The organism is Phenylobacterium deserti (genome assembly GCF_003254705.1).
Lineage (GTDB): Bacteria > Pseudomonadota > Alphaproteobacteria > Caulobacterales > Caulobacteraceae > Phenylobacterium > Phenylobacterium deserti.
Window position 1 is genome coordinate 238,162 of sequence record NZ_QFYR01000003.1, and the last position, 17,033, is coordinate 255,194.

Sequence of the window (17,033 nt, forward strand, 5' to 3'; positions counted from 1 at the left end):
GTTCCCGGAGTATCCCGATGTCCAACTTGTCCAAGCGCGGCGTCGATCGGCGCCGCGTGATTTCGGCCGCGGGCGCCGGCCTGGCGGCTGGTGCGCTGACGCCCCAGACGCAGGCCCAGCCGCAGCTTCCGGCCGGCGCGGTGACGATCCGCGAAGGCACCAACATCGCCGTGGCCCCGTCGCCGGACGGCCGAACCCTGGCCTTCGACCTGCTGGGGGTGATCTGGACCCTGCCGATCGACGGCGGCGCAGCCCGGCGCGTCACCGACGACCTTGCGGACGCGGCTCAGCCGGACTGGACGCCGGACAGCCGGCGGCTGGTCTTCCAGGCCTATCGCGACGGGGTGTTCCAAGTCTGCTCGGTGGGGGCGGACGGCTCGGGATTCGTCCAGCACACCCGCGGGCCGTTCGATTGCCGGGAGCCGCGGGTCTCGCCGGACGGCCGGCGGGTGGCCTACGCCTCCGACCAGTCGGGCAGCTATGCGATTCATGTTCTGGACCTGGCCAGCGGCCAGAGCCGGCTGTGGGCCCGGCCGGACGGCCAGGCGGCCGAGCCGGCCTGGTCGCCGGACGGCCGCAGGATCGCCTACGCCGTCGACCGCACGCGCATCGAGGTGGCGGACGAGGCGGGGGCGGTGAGCCCCGGCCCCAAGGTCACGCCGTCGGCCGACCGGTTCAACCCGGCGGAACTCCGTAGCCCGGCCTTCACGCCGGACGGCGGCGACATCGTCTACTGGACCCTGCGCAACGGCCGAACCGAGCTGCGGGGTGCGACCGGACCCGTAGCGAGCGGCGGGGACATCTTCCCTTTTCGGGCCACGTGGCTGGCGGGGGGCGAGCTGATCTACGCCGCCGACGGCAAGATCCTGCGCCGGGGCCGGTCGGGTGAGGCGCGATCCATCCCGTTCTCCGCCGCCGTGCCGGTGAAGACGGCAGACTATCGCAAGCCGCTGCGCGACTACGACGGCGCCGGGCGGCGGCCGGTGGTCGGCATCGGCAGCCCCGCCCTGTCGCCGGACGGGCGGCAGGTGGTGTTCCGGGCGCTGAACGGCCTCTATCTGCTGGACATCGGCGACAAGGCCCGGCCGCTGGTGAACGACGGGTTCTGGACCTGCGATCCGGCCTGGTCGCCGGATGGGCGGAGTCTCGCCTATTCGACCGACCGGGGCGGCAAGCTGGACATCTGGGTCCGCGACATGGCCAGCGGCGCCGAACGCCAGCTGACCCGCCACAAGGACGCGGCGGTGTCCGGCGCCTGGTCGCGGGACGGCCGCGCCATCGCCTTCCTGGACCAGAACGGATCGCTGCACGTGGTCGAAGTCGCGAGCGGGCAGGTCCGGCAGGTGTTCGGCGCCTTGTGGGAGCCGGGGCGCCCCAGCTGGAGCGCCGACGGCAAGACCATCGCCATGGCGGCGTTCAAACCCTACGCGGCACGCTATCGGGAGGGCCTGAGCGAGATTCTGACGGTGGACGTGGCGAGCGGGCAGGGGACGTACGAGCCCGTGCTGCCGCACCGCTCCCTGGTGACGCGGGGGGACGACGGGCCGGCGTTCTCGCCCGACGGCGCCCGCCTCGCCTTCGTGTTCGCCAGCCGCCTCTACGTCGCGCCGGTGGACGCACGCGGCAAGCTGGCCGGAACGCCCGTAGCCCTGAACAACGAGGTCACCGACGCGCCGAGCTGGAGCGGCGACGGGCGGCAGATCCTCTACCTGTCGAACGGCGCCCTGCGGCTGATCCCGGCGGCGGGCGGGGCGCCGCGGACCGTGCCGCACGGTCTAACCTGGGCCGCGGCCAGGCCAAGGGAGCGCAAGGTGGTCCGGGGCGGCCGCGTGTGGGACGGCAAGGGAGCGCAGGTCCGCTCCGGCGTCGATGTGGTGATCGAAGGAAACCGGATCGCCGACCTGCTGCCGGCCGGCTCGGCCGTGGCCGGCGCGCAGGTGGTGGACGCCTCGGGCGCTACGGTGATCCCGGGCCTGATGGACATGCACACCCATCGACAGATGCAGGGCTACGCCTATGGCGACCGGGAGGGCCGGCTGTGGCTGTCGCTGGGGGTGACCACCACCCGCTCGCCCGGCTCGCCAGCTTACCACATGGTGGAGGACCGGGAGGCGCTCGACGCCGGAACCCGGGTGGGGCCGCGCTACTTCGCCACCGGCGAGGCGGTGGACGGCGGGCGGATCTTCTACAACTTCATGCGGCCGGTCACCGAGCCGGGGCAGCTGGAGCTGGAGCTCGCCCGCGCGAAGGCGCTCGGCTACGACCTGATCAAGACGTATGTGCGCCTGCCGTTCGAGAGCCAGCGGCGGGTGATCGAGTGGGCGCACAGCGAGGGGATGCCGGTGACCTCGCACTACCACTATCCGTCGCTGGCCTTCGGGCAGGACGGGATGGAGCACATCGGCGCCACCACCCGCCTGGGCTATCCAAGGACGGTGAGCGCCACCGGCGCGTCCTACGAGGACGTGACCGCCCTGTTCAACGCCGCGGGCGCGCGGCGCACGCCGACGCTGTTCCAGAGCTCGGCCCTGTATGGGACGGACCGCTCCCTGGTGGATGATCCGCGCACGCGGGCGCTTTATCCGCCCTGGGAATATGCGCGGCTGGTGCAGCGCGCCGACCAGCTGAAAGGCGCGGACGCCAGCGCGGCGCTGGCGGTGCTGGAGCGCAACGTGGCGCACCTGCGGGCCCTGATGGCCGGCGGGGCGCAGGTGATCGCCGGCACGGACTCGCCCATCGACTTCAACGGCCTGTCCCTGCACATGAACCTGCGGGGGATGGTCCGCTACGGCGTGGCGCCCCATGAGGCGCTGATGTGCGCCACCTCCATCCCGGGCGAGTACCTGGGCCAGCCCCTGGGGGTGATCGCCAAGGGCATGCTAGCCGACCTTGTCGTCTGCGAGGGGGATCCGCTGCAGCGGATCGAGGATGCGGCCGCCGTCCGCCGAGTGATCAAGAACGGCGAGGTCTTCGACATGGCGAGGATCCTCGGGCCGTTCGGCGGGGCCGCCAACGCTCAGGCCGAACCGCCGACGCCGGCGATCCAGCTGGCGGCGCAGTCCGGGCCGACGCCCTTCTGGCACGAGGCCGAATGGGTGGCGGACAGCCGCGCCGCCTGCTGCGTGGACGCGGTGTGTCGCCAGCCGCACGGCCGGCGCATCTACCGGGCTGTCGAGGTCTGACGGATAGTGACAGGCACGCCGTGCTTGAGGAGAGCCCATGTCTCGCCCCGCTGCCACTCAGCAGGGCAGGCCGACTATATGACGGCTTGCCTGAATGTCCGCCCTGAGCAGAACGGCCATGGCTGCTCCTGACGAATGGCAGGGCTGCCTTAACGGAGGTGACGCGAGTGCGGCTTCGCTGAAGCCGCACCTTCTATCAGTTGCGACGTTCAGCAGGGCAGGCCCGTTTGCGTCAGCTGGCCGATGAGCGCGACATGGTCATCAGCGACATCGTTTATACCGCGATCCTGCTTCACATGGGCGAGGCTCCGCATCTCGCCCGAGCCGCCTGAAAACAGCACAACACCTCAACTTCTTTGAGCGCCAGGGGCGCTGAGGGGCTTCGACTGAAGAAGGTGGGCGAGGCGCCGGCCGCTGCCTGAAACCGATCATTCGCCTTTGGCGGGCTCCTCGGCGCAAGAGCTAAGACGTGCTCTACCTCCTGCAAGGGAATGAGCACGAGGCGGTCGCGGCGCTCCGCGTGCGGTCGCCACCTAACGCGTACCTTTCAAGGAAGCGGGGTCGGGGACAGACGCAGCACCGCTCGCAACGCACGTCGCAGATAAAGAGTCAGAAGCGCGAAGTTGGTCCGCCCGCATAAACCCGTGCGAATGGCCCGTTCGCTCTGGAGTCAGCGAAAAGGCGATCCTCGCATATTCGGCAATTTACCTCGCCTAAGGTATATTATCGGAAGTTCCAATATGCTGCCGTATGCAGATCGTGTGCGTCGGGCTCTCAACACAGTCCCAGCTGTTTGAGCTGTGCGTCTGATGGCTGGATTCAGCTGGTCTGACGTGTCCAGCGGTCCGCCGTGTAGGTTGGTCAGCAGTTCGGGGGCGAGTTCAGCCACCCGCGCTGGATCCTCAATCTGGCCTTGCGTCTATAGCACAGCCATCGCGGGACCCCGTGCTCGGCTGCGCGCCGGCTCCGGGCTGCAGCGGCCCGCGCATGACCACGTCGGCAAACAGCTGGTCGATTGGCACGCCGGGATTCCTGAACGCTCGGCACGAATGAGAAATTCCTCTGTTCTCTGAATGCGCTGGCGTTTGAACGCGTCGTCAAAATCGGCCGGATGGGCTCCAAATGGCCTCCCATATGCAGCGCCGCCCCACATCGAGATTGGGGTGAGCCATGACGGAACAGAACCAGCCACTGCGGGGGGCCTCCCGAGAAGAGAAAGCCGCGCTTTACCGCGCGAATGCGGCTCGCTTGCTCAAGCAGGCCGCCAACTCTCAACTGCCGCAGGAGCGCGCCAAACTCGAGGCGGCCGCCGCGCAGTGGTTGTCCCTGGCCGAGGGGGAAGATCCGGATTCCGGCGCGCTGACTCAGCGCTGACTGCGCCGCGGCCGGCCAGGACACAGCGCGTTAGACTTCCTTCCGCCTCAAGACGATGACCATGCCTGCGAGATTGAGCGTCGCCATAGCGAACCAGGTGAGTGCATAGACCAAGTGGGCGTTTCGGAATGACACGACGGTTAGCCCGCCGACCGGATACCCGCCTGGGTTAGGCGTGGTGTCCGCATCTATGAAGATTGGCGGAAGGCCATGAAGCCCCTCGCCCTGCAATCGTCGTTTCGGGGATCATCGGCGACCGGGTCGGGCGACGTCCGCTGCCCGGCATTTCGGCCGTGCTGATCGGCGCCTACAGCGGCTTGCCCCGCAGCTGCTGAACGCCGGTGGCGTCGGCGAGACCTTCTACCTGATCGTAGGCTTCGCCTTGCTCCGCCTGGCGTTCGGCCAGTCCTCGGGCGTGGTCAACAACAGCTTCCCGCCGCATCACCGCTACACGGGCGCGGCCATCGTGGCGAACTCCGCGTGGCTGATCGGCGCTGGGTTTGCGCCGCTTGCCGCGCTGTTCCTCGTCAGGACGTTCGGGCTGTGGTCCGTCGGCGCATACCTGCTGTTGGGCGCGGTTTGCACCCTCACCGCGCTGGCCATCAACAAGGGGTGGGGCAACCGCGCCGCGGAAGCAGACGCCGGTCCCGCCAACGCTTGATCGGCGGGACCTGTTTGAAAAGAGGTGCGGCGGGGCCTTACCGGCCCGCGCTTACCCGGAACACCATGGTGTTCGTATAGGTCTGGCCCGGCGCAAGCCGCGCGGAGCCGAACGCCGGCTTGTTCGGGGTATCGGGGAAGATCTGCGGCTCCAGCGCGATGCCGTCGCCTTGGCGGTAGGCTCGGCCCGATTTGCCGACCAGCGTGCCATCCAGGAAGTTGCCCGCGTAGAACTGCACGCCTGGCTGATCGCTGAGCACCTCCAGGGTGCGTCCGCTGGCCGGGTCAGCCAGACGAGCGATCAGCCGCGGCTTGGCGGTCTTGCCGCCGTTCAGCACGTAGTTGTGGTCATAGCCGCGGCCCAGGACGATCTGAGGATCGCTTGCTTCCCGGATCCGCTCGGCCACCACGCGCGGCCGGCGGAAATCGAAGGGCGTGCCGGCGACGGGCGTAAGTTCGCCCGTGGGGATCAGCGCCGCATCCACTGGGGTGTAGCGATCACCCTCGATCGTCAAGACATTGCCGAGCGCACCCCCGGGCGCCCCCTCCCCGGCCATGTTGAACAAGGCGTGGTTGGTCATGCTGATGATCGTCGGCCGATCGGTTGTCGCACCGTAGGTGATGGTGAGCTCGCCTGCTTCGCTAAGCGCATACGTCGCGGTCGCCGTCACCTTCCCCGGATAGCCTTCCTCGCCGTCGGGGCTGACATAGCTCATGCGCACGGAGGCGACGGGACCGGCGCTGGCGTCGGTCACCTGCCAGACCACCTTGTCCCAGCCCTTCTTGCCGCCGTGCAGGGCGGCCAGGTCATGGTCGTTGCGGGCCAGCTGGTAGCTCTTGCCGTCCAGGCTGAAGCGCCCGCCGCCGATGCGGTTGGCGTAGCGGCCGATGGTGGCGCCGAAGTAGCTGGCGGCCTTGGCGTAGCCCTCCGCATCCGAGAAGCCGAGCACCACGTCAGCCGGCTTGCCTGCCCGGTCGGGCACGACAAGTGCCTGCAGCGTAGCGCCGTAGGTGATCACTGTGGCGCTCACACCGTTGCGAGCTGTCAGGGTGATGGCTTCTACGGCCGCGCCGTCTGGCGTGCGTCCGAACGGCTTGCGGGCCAGCTCCACCGCACCAGCGGAGACCGGAGCCGCCGCAAGGACCGCCACGCTGGCCAGGGCCGCAGCCCGCAGACCGAGAGACATTCCCGTCATTTCGCTTTTCATGACCCGATCCCTCAGAAGTCCAGCCGAACCACAGTGACAGATTTCGGCGGCAGCCGCAGAGTTAGCCGGCCGCCGCGAGCCTGAGCCGAGATCGCCTTTGGCGCGACCGTGTTCGGCGCGTCGAACGTGTTATGCGAGTTGACGTTGGGCGCGGTGAGGACCTCGCCACTCGCGGCTCGGGCGCGGCGGCCCGCCACCTCGGGTACGATCTCGGCCGGCTTGTGCGGATCGAGGTTGGTGAGCGCCAGCCAGATCTGCCCGTCTTTCGCCTTCACCGCCGCCGCGTCGATACGCGGAAGGGTGACGTCGCCGGCGCGGTAGACGCCTGCTTCGAAGGTGGCCGGCAGCAGGGTGGCGTCCTGGAAAGGCGTGTACATCCGGAACACGTGGTAGGTCGGGGTCAGCAACATCTTCGGCCCGTCCGTCAGGATCATGGCCTGCAGAACGTTCACCATCTGCGCGATGTTGGCCAAGCGCACCCGGTCCGCGTGACGCGCGAAGATGTTGATGTTCAGCGCCGCGATCACCGCGTCGCGCATCGTGTTCTGCTGGATCAGGAAGCCCGGATTGGTGCCAGGCGCGGGCGCGAGCCAGGCGCCCCACTCATCCACCGCCAGGTTGATCTTCTTCTCCGGGTCGTACTTGTCCATGATCGCCGAATGGGTGGCGATCAGGTTGTCCATCCCCAGGGTTTCCTTGACCAGGGTGGCGTAGTCCGCCTCCCCGAACCCGGTGGACGGCAGGTGCGGCGGCCAGCCGCCCACCGTGTAGTTGTGCAGCGAGATGCCCTCGAGGTCCCAGGCCCAGGTCTTCTCCTTCCAGGCCTTCATCACCGTTTCGGTGTATTCGGTCTTGGCGCCGTCCGGGCCGACCGCGATCCGCTGCATCGCGTTCGGGCCCTTTTGGGCCGGATTGAAGTTCCGCACGTAGCGCGCGTAGAGCTTCATCTGGTCCGCGTAAAACTCGGGCCGCATGGACCCGCCGCAGCCCCAGCTCTCGTTCCCGAGCCCGAGGTACTTGACCTTGTACGGCTCGGGGTGGCCGTTCGCCGCCCGCTCCTTACCGAGCGCGGTGGTCGTCGGCCCGGTCATGTAGCCGAGCCAGTCGGAGGCTTCCTTGACGGTGCCGGACCCGACGTTGATCGAGAGATAGGCCTCCGTCCCGAGCTGGTCGACGAAGTCCATGAACTCGTGAGTGCCGAAGGTGTTCGGCTCCACCGCGTCGCCCCAGTTGGCGTTGATGCCCGGCGCCCGCTGCGCGGCTGGCCCAATGCCGTCGCGCCAGTGGTATTCGTCGGCGAAGCACCCGCCCGGCCAACGCACGTTCGGCACCTTCAGCGCCTTCAGCGCCGTGACCACGTCGGTACGGATGCCGCGCACATTGGGGATCGGCGAATCAGGACCCACCCAGACGCCGCCATAGATCCCGTAGCCGAGATGCTCGGCGAACTGACCGAAGATGTCCCGGTTCACCACGGGGCCAGGACGGTTGGCGTCGATGGCGACGGGCACCGCCTGCGCCTGCGCCGCCATCGGCGCGCTGCTCAAGGCCAGCAGAGCCGCGGCCGCCAGCAGGAAGGTCTTGGTGCTCACAGGTGTTCCTCCAGGCGCAGCGCTCATAAGCGACGCCGCTTGGCCTCGGTATTGTCAGACTAATGTTGAGCGTTCAAGCGGGCCACGTGCTGCAGAGTGCGGGTCAGAGCGGCCGCACGTCCACAGCCGTCGGCGCCGCCTGTTGCACCCGATTGCGCACGGGCAAGCGGAAGGGGGGCGCTGCAATCTCGAACTCGTCGCCATTCTGCACCGTCACGCCGTCCGAGAACGACAAGGTCGCGGTGCCGAAGAAGTGCACGTGCAGATCGCCGGGCCGGCGGAAGATCTCGTACTTGAAGTGGTGCGCCTCCAGGTTCGACAGGTAGTGGCTCATGTTGGCCTCGCCGGTCAGGAACGGCTTTTCCCAGATCAGCTCGCCATCACGGCGGATGCGGCTCACGCCGCGCAGGTCCGCCGGCAGTTCGCCAGCCAGCAGTTCGCCGCCCAACGCCGCGGGCCGCAGCTTCGAGTGCGCGAGCCAGAGGTAATTGCCGCGCTCGGTGACATGATCGGAGAACTCGTTGCCGAGGCAGAAGCCCAGGCGGCGCGGCTGTCCCTCCGCATCGATGATGTAGACGCCTGCGATCTCCGGCTCTTCGCCTGCATCGAGAGCAAAGGCGGGGGACACGAGATCCTGACCCGGTCCGGCCAGGATGGAGCCGTCACCCTTGTAGAACCACTCCGGCTGCACGCCCGCCTGCCCTGCAGCCGGCTTGCCGCCCTCGAGGCCCATGAGGAACATGCGCATGGAGTCGGTTTGGGTCTCCTTCGCCTGCGCCTCGCGGTGCATCTTGTCCCGCCCTTCGGCCGAGCCGAGGTGCGTGAGGCCGGTTCCGCTGACGATCAGGTGCGCCGCATCGGGATGGTCGATGGGCGCCATCACCCGTCCGGCTTCGAACTCCGCCTCGATGTCGATCTCTGCGCCCAAGCCGAGGCGCGCTGCGGCATCCTCAAGGCTGACGCGTTCGGCGAGCGCCGCCATCGCTAGGTCGTAGAGCGTCGAGACGCCCTGCACCTCGCGCCCGGCGCCCGCGTCTTGCGCGATCGCCAACCGACGGCGTCCTTGCTGATCCTGCAGTTGGATGAACCGGGGCATGCACGACCTCTTACAGATGCTGAGCCCGCCTCTTGCCCCAGATATCTGGATTTTGAAATACTCCTATAAATCAGATCGCCGCGCGCGCTCTGTTGCAGGCCTGTCGCACGCGCCTCTTGAGTTCCGGTCCGATGTGACGCTCATAGGACTGTGTGAGCTGAAGGAGCTGGACCGGGGATGTCATTGGATGAGCCGGGCGCGCCTGCGCCGGCTGAACTAGCGGCGTTGATCGGGCGCTCTTCGAAGGGATCGGGCCGACGCCTTCGTGGCGCGGTGGCGCATTATCTTGGCACGGCCATTGTTTCCGGCCGCATCCGTCCTGGCGAGCGCCTGACGGGCGAGGTCGAGAACGCCGAAGCCCTGGACGTCTCCCGCAGCGCTTACCGTGAGGCGGTGCAGGTCCTGACGGCGAAGGGCTTGGTGGAAAGCCGCCCGCGGGCCGGAACGCGCGTCCTGCCTCGCAGCCGCTGGAACATGCTGGACCCGCAAGTCCTCGCCTGGGCGTTCTCAGGTGAGCCGGACGTGCAGTTCGTCCGCGATCTTTTCGAACTGCGGGCGATGGTTGAGCCGGGCGCCGCGGCCTTGGCCGCACAGCGTCGGACCAAGGCTGATGTGAAGGCGATGAAGGATGCTCTCGCCGAGATGCGTCGCCACACCCTGGCCACCGAAGCGGGCCGGGCCGCAGACCGCGATTTCCATGACGCCCTGCTGAACGCCACTCAGAACAACGCGGTCATCTCCCTCGCTGCCGGCATTGGGGCCGCAGTTAACTGGACGACGCAATTCAAGCAGCGGGCGCGCGCCCTGCCCCGCGATCCCCTGCCCGACCACGTGCGTGTGTTCGATGCGATTGCGGCCGGCGATCCCGAGGCGGCCAGCGCGGCGATGCGGGTGCTCGTCGAACTCGCGCTCGACGACACCCGCTCGTCCATGGCTCCTGAAGCGACCTAGGGCCGCGGATCCGCTTCGACCGGCGGCAGCGCCCCCGTCGGGCGCGCGCCCCACAGAGCGTAGAACAGCACGTAGAGCTCGCACGCCACGGTCAGCAGGAACGAAGCCTGCAGACCAAAGGCGTCGGCGAGACGGCCCTGCACCACCACCAGGGCGCCGCCGGCGATCGCCATGATCAGCAGCCCCGAACCTTCCTCCGTCAGCGGGCCAAGACCGCGGATCCCGAGCGTGAAGATCGTCGGGAACATGATCGAGTGAAACAGGCCCACCGAGATGATCGCCCACATGGCGACCGATCCGCTGGTGTAGGTCGCCACCAGCATCACCGCAGCCGCGGCGATTGAGGCGAAGGCGAGCACCCGTTCCGGCGCCACACGCTGCATGATCACAGCGCCCGCGAAACGGCCGACCATCATCCCGCCCCACAGCAGGAACAGGTAGTTGGAGGCTTGTGCGTGGGTCAGACCGCCGATGTCCGGCGCCGAAACGAAGTTGATGAACAGGTTCGACACCCCGATCTCGGCGATCAGGTAGATGAAGATGGCCGGCACGCCGAACACCAGGTTGCGGTGCTTCCAAAGCGAATGCTTGCGCCGTTCCTCGCGGGCGATGCGACTGGTCGCGACGCCCATTGCCGGCAGCCGAAAGCGCGCGATCACCACGGCTAGCGCCAGCAGCACGACTGCCACGATGAGGTAGGGCAACTGCACGGACTGAGCGTCAGCCAAGCGTTCCGCGGCGGTGAGGCCTGCGGCCCCGGTTTCAGACGTACCCGAGCGCGAACGCGACAGGATCAGGTAGCCGCCGAACAGCGGCGCGAGCGTAGTGCCCAGAGAGTTGAACGCCTGCACGAGGTTGAGGCGGGCCGACGCGGTCTCGGGCGAGCCGACCACCGCCACATAGGGGTTGGCGGCGACCTGCAGCAGGGTGATGCCGCTGGCGATCACGAACAGGGCGACCAGGGTCACTTCATAGGACGGGATGCGAGCGGCCGGGATCATGCCCAGCGCGCCGACGGCCATGATCACCAACCCGACCACCATCGCCTTCTGGTAGCCGATCCGCTCGATCAGCTTCGCGGCCGGGATCGACGCGACGAAGTAGGCGATGAACCAGACGCTCTCCACCAGGGTGGTCTGGGTGTAGGTGAGGTCGAACACCGAGCGCAGGTGCGGCAGCAGGGTGTTGTTGATGACCGTGATGAAGCCCCACATGAAGAACAGCGTCGCCAGCAGGCGAAGCGCGGGACGGTACTCCGTTCCGGTCCCGGTCTGGGCGGCTTCACCTGAAGCTGTGATGGACGGTGGGGCGGCCATGATTCCTTATCCTCCGAGCCCGCCTGCTCATGGCGGATTGTTCTTTTCTGTCTAGTCGGAGTATTTAACCCCGACACACCCGTCAACCGCGGGTTTGCATAGGGCCAAGCGGCTGACGGAAAGGGCTTTGACTAAGGCGTTCCGTCGGTGCTCGTCCCACCGAAGCGAATAACATCGCCTTGGTCGATTCCCTCCGACAGGTTTCTTGATGACCGACAGCCCCTCCTCGCCCCCGAAGCTGCGCAGTCGCGCCTGGTTCGACAATCCGGACAACATCGACATGACGGCGCTCTATCTCGAGCGCTATCTGAATTTCGGCTTGAGCCTGGAGGAACTGCGTTCGGGCAAGCCGGTGATCGGCATTGCGCAGACCGGCTCCGATCTCAGCCCCTGCAACAGGCACCACCTGGTGCTGGCCGAGCGCGTGCGCGAAGGCATCCGCGAGGCTGGCGGCATCGCTCTCGAGTTCCCGGTCCACCCGATCCAGGAGACGGGCAAGCGTCCCACAGCCGGCCTGGACCGCAACCTGGCCTATCTGGGCTTGGTGGAGCTGCTCTACGGCTATCCGCTGGACGCCGTCGTGCTGATGACGGGCTGCGACAAGACCACGCCCGCCTGCCTGATGGCCGCCGCCACGGTGAACATCCCGGCGATCGCCCTGTCGGTCGGGCCGATGCTGAACGGCTGGCATAAGGGGGAGCGCACCGGATCCGGCACCATTGTTTGGAAGGCCCGCGAAATGCTCGCGGCCGGCCAGATCGACGACGAGGGCTTCATCCGCCTGGTCAGCTCGTCGGCTCCGTCGACTGGCTACTGCAACACCATGGGCACCGCCACCACGATGAACTCGTTGGCCGAGGCGCTCGGGATGATGCTGCCGGGCTCGGCCGCCATCCCGGCGCCCTATCGGGACCGGCAGGAAGTCGCCTACCACACCGGCAAGCGGATCGTGGAGATGGTGGCCGAGGACCTGAAGCCCTCCGACATCATGACGCGTGAGGCCTTCCTCAACGCGATCGTCGTGAATTCCGCCATCGGCGGCTCCACCAACGCTCCGATCCACCTGGCGGCGATCGCGCGCCACGTCGGCGCCGAGCTGCACCTTAGCGACTGGCAGGAACATGGCCACGACGTCCCGCTGCTGGTGAATCTGCAGCCCGCCGGCGAGTATCTCGGCGAGGACTACTACCGGGCCGGCGGCGTGCCGGCGGTGGTCGCCCAACTGATGGGCCAGGGCCTGATCCACGAGGACGCCAAGACGGTCAACGGCCGCACGATCGGCGAGAACTGCCGCAAGGCGCAGATCGAGGACGACCGCGTCATCCGCCCGTTCGGGCAGCCGCTCGTCCCGGCGGCCGGCTTCCTGGTGCTGAAGGGCAACCTGTTCGACGGCGCGGTGATGAAGACCAGCGTCATCAGCCCCGAGTTCCGCCAACGCTATCTGTCCAACCCCGACAGCCCGAACGCCTTCGAAGGTCCGGTCGCGGTATTCGACGGTCCCGAGGATTATCACGCCCGGATCGACGATCCGGCTCTCGGGATCACGCCCGACACGCTGCTGGTGATGCGCGGCGCGGGTCCGATCGGCTACCCCGGCGCGGCCGAGGTGGTGAACATGCGGCCGCCCGCTTACCTGATCCGTGAAGGCGTCAGCGCCATGCCTTGCATCGGCGATGGCCGGCAGTCCGGAACCTCCGGCTCGCCTTCGATCCTGAACGCGTCCCCTGAAGCGGCGGCCCTTGGCGGCTTGGCCCTTTTGCGCACTGGCGACCGCGTGCGGATCGATTTAGGGAAAGGCACGGCGGATGTCCTCATCTCCGACGCCGAACTGGAAGAGCGCCGCCAAGCCCTGAAGGCTGCCGGGGGCTATGCCTATCCGGCTTCTCAGACGCCGTGGCAGCAGATCCAGCGCGCCCTGGTCGGCCAACTCGACACTGGCGCGATCCTGGAAGGCTCCGAGCAGTTCCAGCGGATCGCACAGGTTCGCGGGCTTCCGCGCGACAACCACTGACGGTGCTGGGCGCCGCCGCGGGCGGGGAAGATCGTGATCATGCGTTCCTTCTCCACAGCGGCGGCGCAATGGACTAGGTAGCTTGTCCTAGACTCACCCGCCGGCCTTGCCCGGCCAGCCAGCGTAGAGATCCCGCACTTGCGTACGGACATCGTCCACCCCGGCGCGGACAACCTGCGCTACGAGATCCGCCAGATCGTCGAAGTCGCCCGCGCCATCGAGGCCACAGGCGCGCCAATCCGCTGGGAGAACATCGGCGATCCGGTCGCCAAGGGCGAGCGGGTTCCCGACTGGATCAAGGAGATCGTAACCCAGGCCGCTGGCGAAGACCTCAGCTTCGCCTACTCGCCAACCAAGGGGTTGGACGAAGCGCGCCGCTACATCGCGCACGAGCGCAACATCGAAGGCGGGATTCAGATCACGCCGGATGACATCCTGTTTTTCAACGGCCTCGGCGACGCGATTTCCACTCTCTACGGCGCGCTGCATCCGGGCGCCCGGGTGATCGGGCCCAATCCCGCCTACCCGACCCACTCGTCGGCGGAAGCGGCGCACGCCGGCGCGCCGCACATGACCTATCGGCTGGACCCGGAGAATGGCTGGACGCCCGACCTGGCGGACCTTGAGGCGAAGATCATCGCCAATCCCCAGATCGCTGCGATCATCATCATCAACCCCGATAACCCGACGGGCTTCGTCTATCCGGAGGCGACGCTGGCCGCGATCGTCGACGTCGCCGCCCGCCACGGCCTGTTCGTGATCTCGGATGAGATCTATTCCAACCTCGCTTATGTCGACAGCGGCATGAGGAAGCTGGCGTCCGTCGTCGGCAAGACGCCGGCCATCGCCATGCGCGGCATCTCCAAGGAATTCCCCTGGCCTGGCGCGCGGTGCGGCTGGATCGAGATCTACAATCGCGACCAGGACCCGGCCTTCGACCGCTTCGCGCGCTCGCTGCTCGAAGCCAAGATGCTGGAGGTCTGCGCGACCACCTTGCCGCAGAAAGTGCTGCCGCGGGTGATGGGCGATCCGCGCTATTACCCGTACCTCGAGACCCGGGTCGCGGCCTACGATCGGCGCAGCCGCCGCGCGGTCGAGGTGCTCGGCGACCTAGCCGAGCTGATCCTGCACCCCGCTCGCGGCGCATTCTACATGACGGCCGTGTTCCGCAAGGGCGCGCTCAAGGCCGGGCAGCGCCTGCCCCTCACCCCGCAGGTCGAAGCCATCCTCGAGCCCCACCTGCATGGGTCGCTTGACGCCCGCTTCGTCTACCAGCTGCTGGGCTCCACCGGCATCTGCGTGGTGCCGCTCTCCACGGGCTTCAATTCGGACCTGGAGGGCTTCCGCTTCACTCTTTTGGAGCCGGATGAAGCTCGCTTCGAGACCATTCTCCAGGACCTGCGTGGGGCGCTCGCCAGCTACTTGAGCAGCGGCGACTGACACCGGCCTAGTGGCCGCCCTCCACCCACGGCACGCCGGCCTCCCGCAGCACCTCAGCCAGCGCCGCTTCCAGCTCGAGGGCTTCCCAGGCGCGCATCGGATTGAGGTGTTCGACCAAGTCGGGAAGCAGCCGCACGCCGAACCGCTTGGCCGCGCCGCTCGCCTTGTAGCCGGCCTTGTGCTGGTCGAACCTCAGGTCGGGGTCGCGCGAGGTTTGCCCGATATACAGACCCCAAGGCTCGCTGCGCCGCCCGTCGTGCAGCAGCACCGCGTAGACCGAATGCCCTGCTCCCCGGGCATGGCGGGTCGTTGCGGTCAGCGTCCGCGCGGCGCGGTGCGCTTGCGCCAGCCATGCGGGACCAGCGGGGTGGAACATCCGCCACATCTAAGCCGCCGCCGCCCATGACGCCACGGACTAACGAGGACGCCGCTCCACCTTCTAGCGTTCGTAAGCGGCGGCCACCTTCGCCGGGGCGCTGGATATCTCAGCCTTGAACAGCCGCGGCGCGGCCGCCAAGAATCAGGAAGCGCGGGCCTGAGCGGCGGGCGCAGTCCGGCGTCGCAAGCGGCGGGGAGCGGCAGGCTTGCGGAGCTCCTGCTCCACCGGCTCTTCCGTCGCAGGCTCGAAGCTGCGAGGCTCGGCCAGTTCAGCCGCCGTGCCCGCGGTCTTGGCTTGGCTGGCCGCTTCCTCGGCGATCGCTTCTGCGGACGGCGCCGGCATGCCCGCCAGATTGCGGAACAGGTCCGCATAGATCGCGGCCGAGAAGCGCCAAGAGCTGTCCGCCGCCATGGCGTTGAGCTGGATGTTCCGCCAGATCTTCGGGTGGCGGTACAGGGCGCAGGTGCGCCGGATGGCTTCTTCGAGGTTGTGCTCGTTGGCCGGCCAGAACTGCACGCCAGTGGCGGCGGAGCGGGCCATGGCGGCCGAGTTGGCGTCGATGATGGTGTCGGACAGCCCGCCCGTGCGCGAAACGACCGGGAGGGCGCCATAGCGCATGGCGCACAACTGGGTCAGGCCGCAGGGCTCGAAGCGCGACGGCGCCAGAATGGCGTCCGCTCCGCCCTGGGTCAGGTGGGTCAGCTCTTCGGAGTAGCCAAAGAATTCGCCCATGCAGCCCGGGTACTGTTCCTCGGCGCGGCGAAACGCCTCTTCGAAAGAGGGGTCGCCCATCCCGACCACCACCAGCTGAGCGCCTTCGGCGAACAGTTGCGGCAGGACCGACAGCAACAGGTCGACGCCCTTCTGCGTGGTCAGGCGGCTGACGATGCCGAACAGCGGTTTGCGCGGATCCTGCTTCAGGCCGAACCGACGCTGCAGCTCGGCCTTGTTGATGGCGCGGCGATCCAGGCAGGTGGCGTCGTATTGCGCCGGCAGATCCGGATCCGTCGCGGGGTTCCACACATCGATGTCGATGCCGTTCAGGATCCCGACCAGGTCACGGCTGCGGGTCTTCAGCAAGCCGCCCAGGCCCATTCCGCCGGCCTCGGTGGTGATCTCGTTGGCGTAGCTCGGCGAGACGGTGGTGATCTGGTCCGCGAACCGGATCCCGGCTTTCAGGAAGCCGATGTCTCCGTAGTATTCGACGCCGTCGACCCCCATCGCGCTCTCCGGCAGGCCGAGCTTGCCGAGCTTGCCGAGCAGATGCGCCGGGAAGCGGCCCTGGAAGGCCAAGTTATGGATCGACAGGACCACGGGCGGCGCGGCCTTGCCGCTGTAGTGCAGGTAGGCCGGCAAAAGGCCCGCATGCCAGTCGTGAGCCTGGATGACATCCGGGCGGTAATCGTCGAGCAGGCCGGTGCCGATCTCGGCCCCCACCAGCGCCAACGCGGCGAAGCGCACGCCGTTATCCGCCCACTCCACATTGGGTTTCTGGAGGTAAGGGTTGCCGGGACGGTCGTAGAGATGCGGTGCGTCGAGGACGAACAGATCCAGACCCTTGGCCCGCGCGCGAAGCAGATCAGCTTCGCCGCCCATCAAGTCCGGGAACTTGTGCACCACTTGGCTGGTTTCCAGGGCCGACATCACCGCCGGGTAGCCGGGGACGAGGGTCTGGACGCGTACGCCCTCCTTCTCCAGCGCATGCGGAAGGGCGCCGACGACGTCGGCCAGCCCGCCCGTCTTGATCAGAGGGAAAACCTCTGCAGCGACGGAGAGTACGACCGGGCCGGTCATTGACCACCCGCGCGCAAAACGCCCGCGAAG

At 67.7% G+C, this 17,033-nt stretch carries 13 protein-coding genes; 6 read left to right on the forward strand and 7 right to left on the reverse strand.

What is annotated here, in order from left to right; translation table 11 throughout:
• The first annotated feature begins 17 nt into the window (after positions 1–17).
• Together DJ018_RS13780 and DJ018_RS13785 are read left to right on the forward strand one after the other, a co-directional pair.
• Positions 18–3,182: an LpqB family beta-propeller domain-containing protein gene (locus DJ018_RS13780; RefSeq protein ID WP_111515539.1), complete on the forward strand. Its 3,165-nt coding sequence runs from the start codon at positions 18–20 to the stop codon at positions 3,180–3,182.
• 1,170 nt (positions 3,183–4,352) lie between these two features.
• Complete coding sequence (locus DJ018_RS13785) at positions 4,353–4,556, forward strand: hypothetical protein (protein WP_111515540.1); 204 nt, start codon at positions 4,353–4,355, stop codon at positions 4,554–4,556.
• A gap of 30 nt (positions 4,557–4,586) precedes the next feature.
• On the opposite strand, the gene DJ018_RS19465 is transcribed toward DJ018_RS13785, so the two are convergent.
• Positions 4,587–4,787, reverse strand: coding sequence for an SURF1 family cytochrome oxidase biogenesis protein (locus DJ018_RS19465; RefSeq protein WP_338066142.1), 201 nt, complete (start codon positions 4,785–4,787; stop codon positions 4,587–4,589).
• 151 nt (positions 4,788–4,938) lie between these two features.
• On the opposite strand from DJ018_RS19465, the gene DJ018_RS13795 reads away from it, so the two are divergent.
• Positions 4,939–5,217: a hypothetical protein gene (locus tag DJ018_RS13795; protein ID WP_111515541.1), complete on the forward strand. Its 279-nt coding sequence runs from the start codon at positions 4,939–4,941 to the stop codon at positions 5,215–5,217.
• 37 nt (positions 5,218–5,254) lie between these two features.
• On the opposite strand, the gene DJ018_RS13800 is transcribed toward DJ018_RS13795, so the two are convergent.
• The 3 genes from DJ018_RS13800 to araD1 form a co-directional block, all read right to left on the reverse strand.
• The gene (locus DJ018_RS13800) at positions 5,255–6,424 is read right to left on the reverse strand and encodes an aldose epimerase family protein (protein WP_240609552.1); all 1,170 of its coding nucleotides are present in this window, start codon (positions 6,422–6,424) and stop codon (positions 5,255–5,257) included.
• An 11-nt stretch (positions 6,425–6,435) separates the two neighbouring features.
• On the reverse strand, positions 6,436–8,016 hold the full coding sequence (locus tag DJ018_RS13805) for an alpha-N-arabinofuranosidase (protein ID WP_338066143.1): 1,581 nt from the start codon (positions 8,014–8,016) through the stop codon (positions 6,436–6,438).
• 103 nt (positions 8,017–8,119) lie between these two features.
• Complete coding sequence (gene araD1 / locus DJ018_RS13810) at positions 8,120–9,112, reverse strand: AraD1 family protein (protein ID WP_111515544.1); 993 nt, start codon at positions 9,110–9,112, stop codon at positions 8,120–8,122.
• A gap of 177 nt (positions 9,113–9,289) precedes the next feature.
• On the opposite strand from araD1, the gene DJ018_RS13815 reads away from it, so the two are divergent.
• Positions 9,290–10,063 (forward strand): FadR/GntR family transcriptional regulator, encoded by a 774-nt coding sequence (locus DJ018_RS13815; protein ID WP_111515545.1) that lies wholly within the window; start codon positions 9,290–9,292, stop codon positions 10,061–10,063.
• Here DJ018_RS13815 and DJ018_RS13820 read toward each other — a convergent pair.
• Positions 10,060–11,379, reverse strand: a complete 1,320-nt coding sequence (locus DJ018_RS13820) for a sugar MFS transporter (protein ID WP_111515546.1) — start codon at positions 11,377–11,379, stop codon at positions 10,060–10,062. The genes DJ018_RS13815 and DJ018_RS13820 overlap by 4 nt on opposite strands.
• Before the next feature lie 208 nt (positions 11,380–11,587).
• On the opposite strand from DJ018_RS13820, the gene DJ018_RS13825 reads away from it, so the two are divergent.
• Together DJ018_RS13825 and DJ018_RS13830 are read left to right on the forward strand one after the other, a co-directional pair.
• On the forward strand, positions 11,588–13,390 hold the full coding sequence (locus tag DJ018_RS13825; protein WP_111515547.1) for an IlvD/Edd family dehydratase: 1,803 nt from the start codon (positions 11,588–11,590) through the stop codon (positions 13,388–13,390).
• A 138-nt stretch (positions 13,391–13,528) separates the two neighbouring features.
• A complete protein-coding gene (locus tag DJ018_RS13830; RefSeq protein ID WP_111515548.1) occupies positions 13,529–14,830 on the forward strand; it encodes a pyridoxal phosphate-dependent aminotransferase in 1,302 nt (433 codons plus the stop codon).
• Positions 14,831–14,837: 7 nt separating this feature from the next.
• Here DJ018_RS13830 and DJ018_RS13835 read toward each other — a convergent pair whose 3' ends face one another.
• Both DJ018_RS13835 and glgA read right to left on the reverse strand, forming a co-directional pair.
• Positions 14,838–15,206: a GIY-YIG nuclease family protein gene (locus tag DJ018_RS13835; protein ID WP_205853772.1), complete on the reverse strand. Its 369-nt coding sequence runs from the start codon at positions 15,204–15,206 to the stop codon at positions 14,838–14,840.
• A 144-nt stretch (positions 15,207–15,350) separates the two neighbouring features.
• Entirely contained in the window at positions 15,351–17,003 is a 1,653-nt protein-coding gene (glgA, locus tag DJ018_RS13840) for a glycogen synthase GlgA (protein WP_111515549.1), read from the reverse strand.
• Positions 17,004–17,033 lie beyond the last annotated feature (30 nt).

Excerpts from the sequence above, each read along its gene's own strand:
- DJ018_RS13780 (WP_111515539.1), top strand. The coding sequence starts at position 18 with ATGTCCAACTTGTCCAAGCGCGGCGTCGATCGGCGCCGCGTGATTTCG.
- DJ018_RS13785 (WP_111515540.1), top strand. The coding sequence starts at position 4,353 with ATGACGGAACAGAACCAGCCACTGCGGGGGGCCTCCCGAGAAGAGAAA.
- DJ018_RS13800 (WP_240609552.1), bottom strand. The coding sequence starts at position 6,424 with ATGAAAAGCGAAATGACGGGAATGTCTCTCGGTCTGCGGGCTGCGGCC.
- araD1 (WP_111515544.1), bottom strand. The coding sequence starts at position 9,112 with ATGCCCCGGTTCATCCAACTGCAGGATCAGCAAGGACGCCGTCGGTTG.
- DJ018_RS13815 (WP_111515545.1), top strand. The coding sequence starts at position 9,290 with ATGTCATTGGATGAGCCGGGCGCGCCTGCGCCGGCTGAACTAGCGGCG.
- DJ018_RS13820 (WP_111515546.1), bottom strand. The coding sequence starts at position 11,379 with ATGGCCGCCCCACCGTCCATCACAGCTTCAGGTGAAGCCGCCCAGACC.
- DJ018_RS13825 (WP_111515547.1), top strand. The coding sequence starts at position 11,588 with ATGACCGACAGCCCCTCCTCGCCCCCGAAGCTGCGCAGTCGCGCCTGG.
- DJ018_RS13835 (WP_205853772.1), bottom strand. The coding sequence starts at position 15,206 with ATGTTCCACCCCGCTGGTCCCGCATGGCTGGCGCAAGCGCACCGCGCC.
- glgA (WP_111515549.1), bottom strand. The coding sequence starts at position 17,003 with ATGACCGGCCCGGTCGTACTCTCCGTCGCTGCAGAGGTTTTCCCTCTG.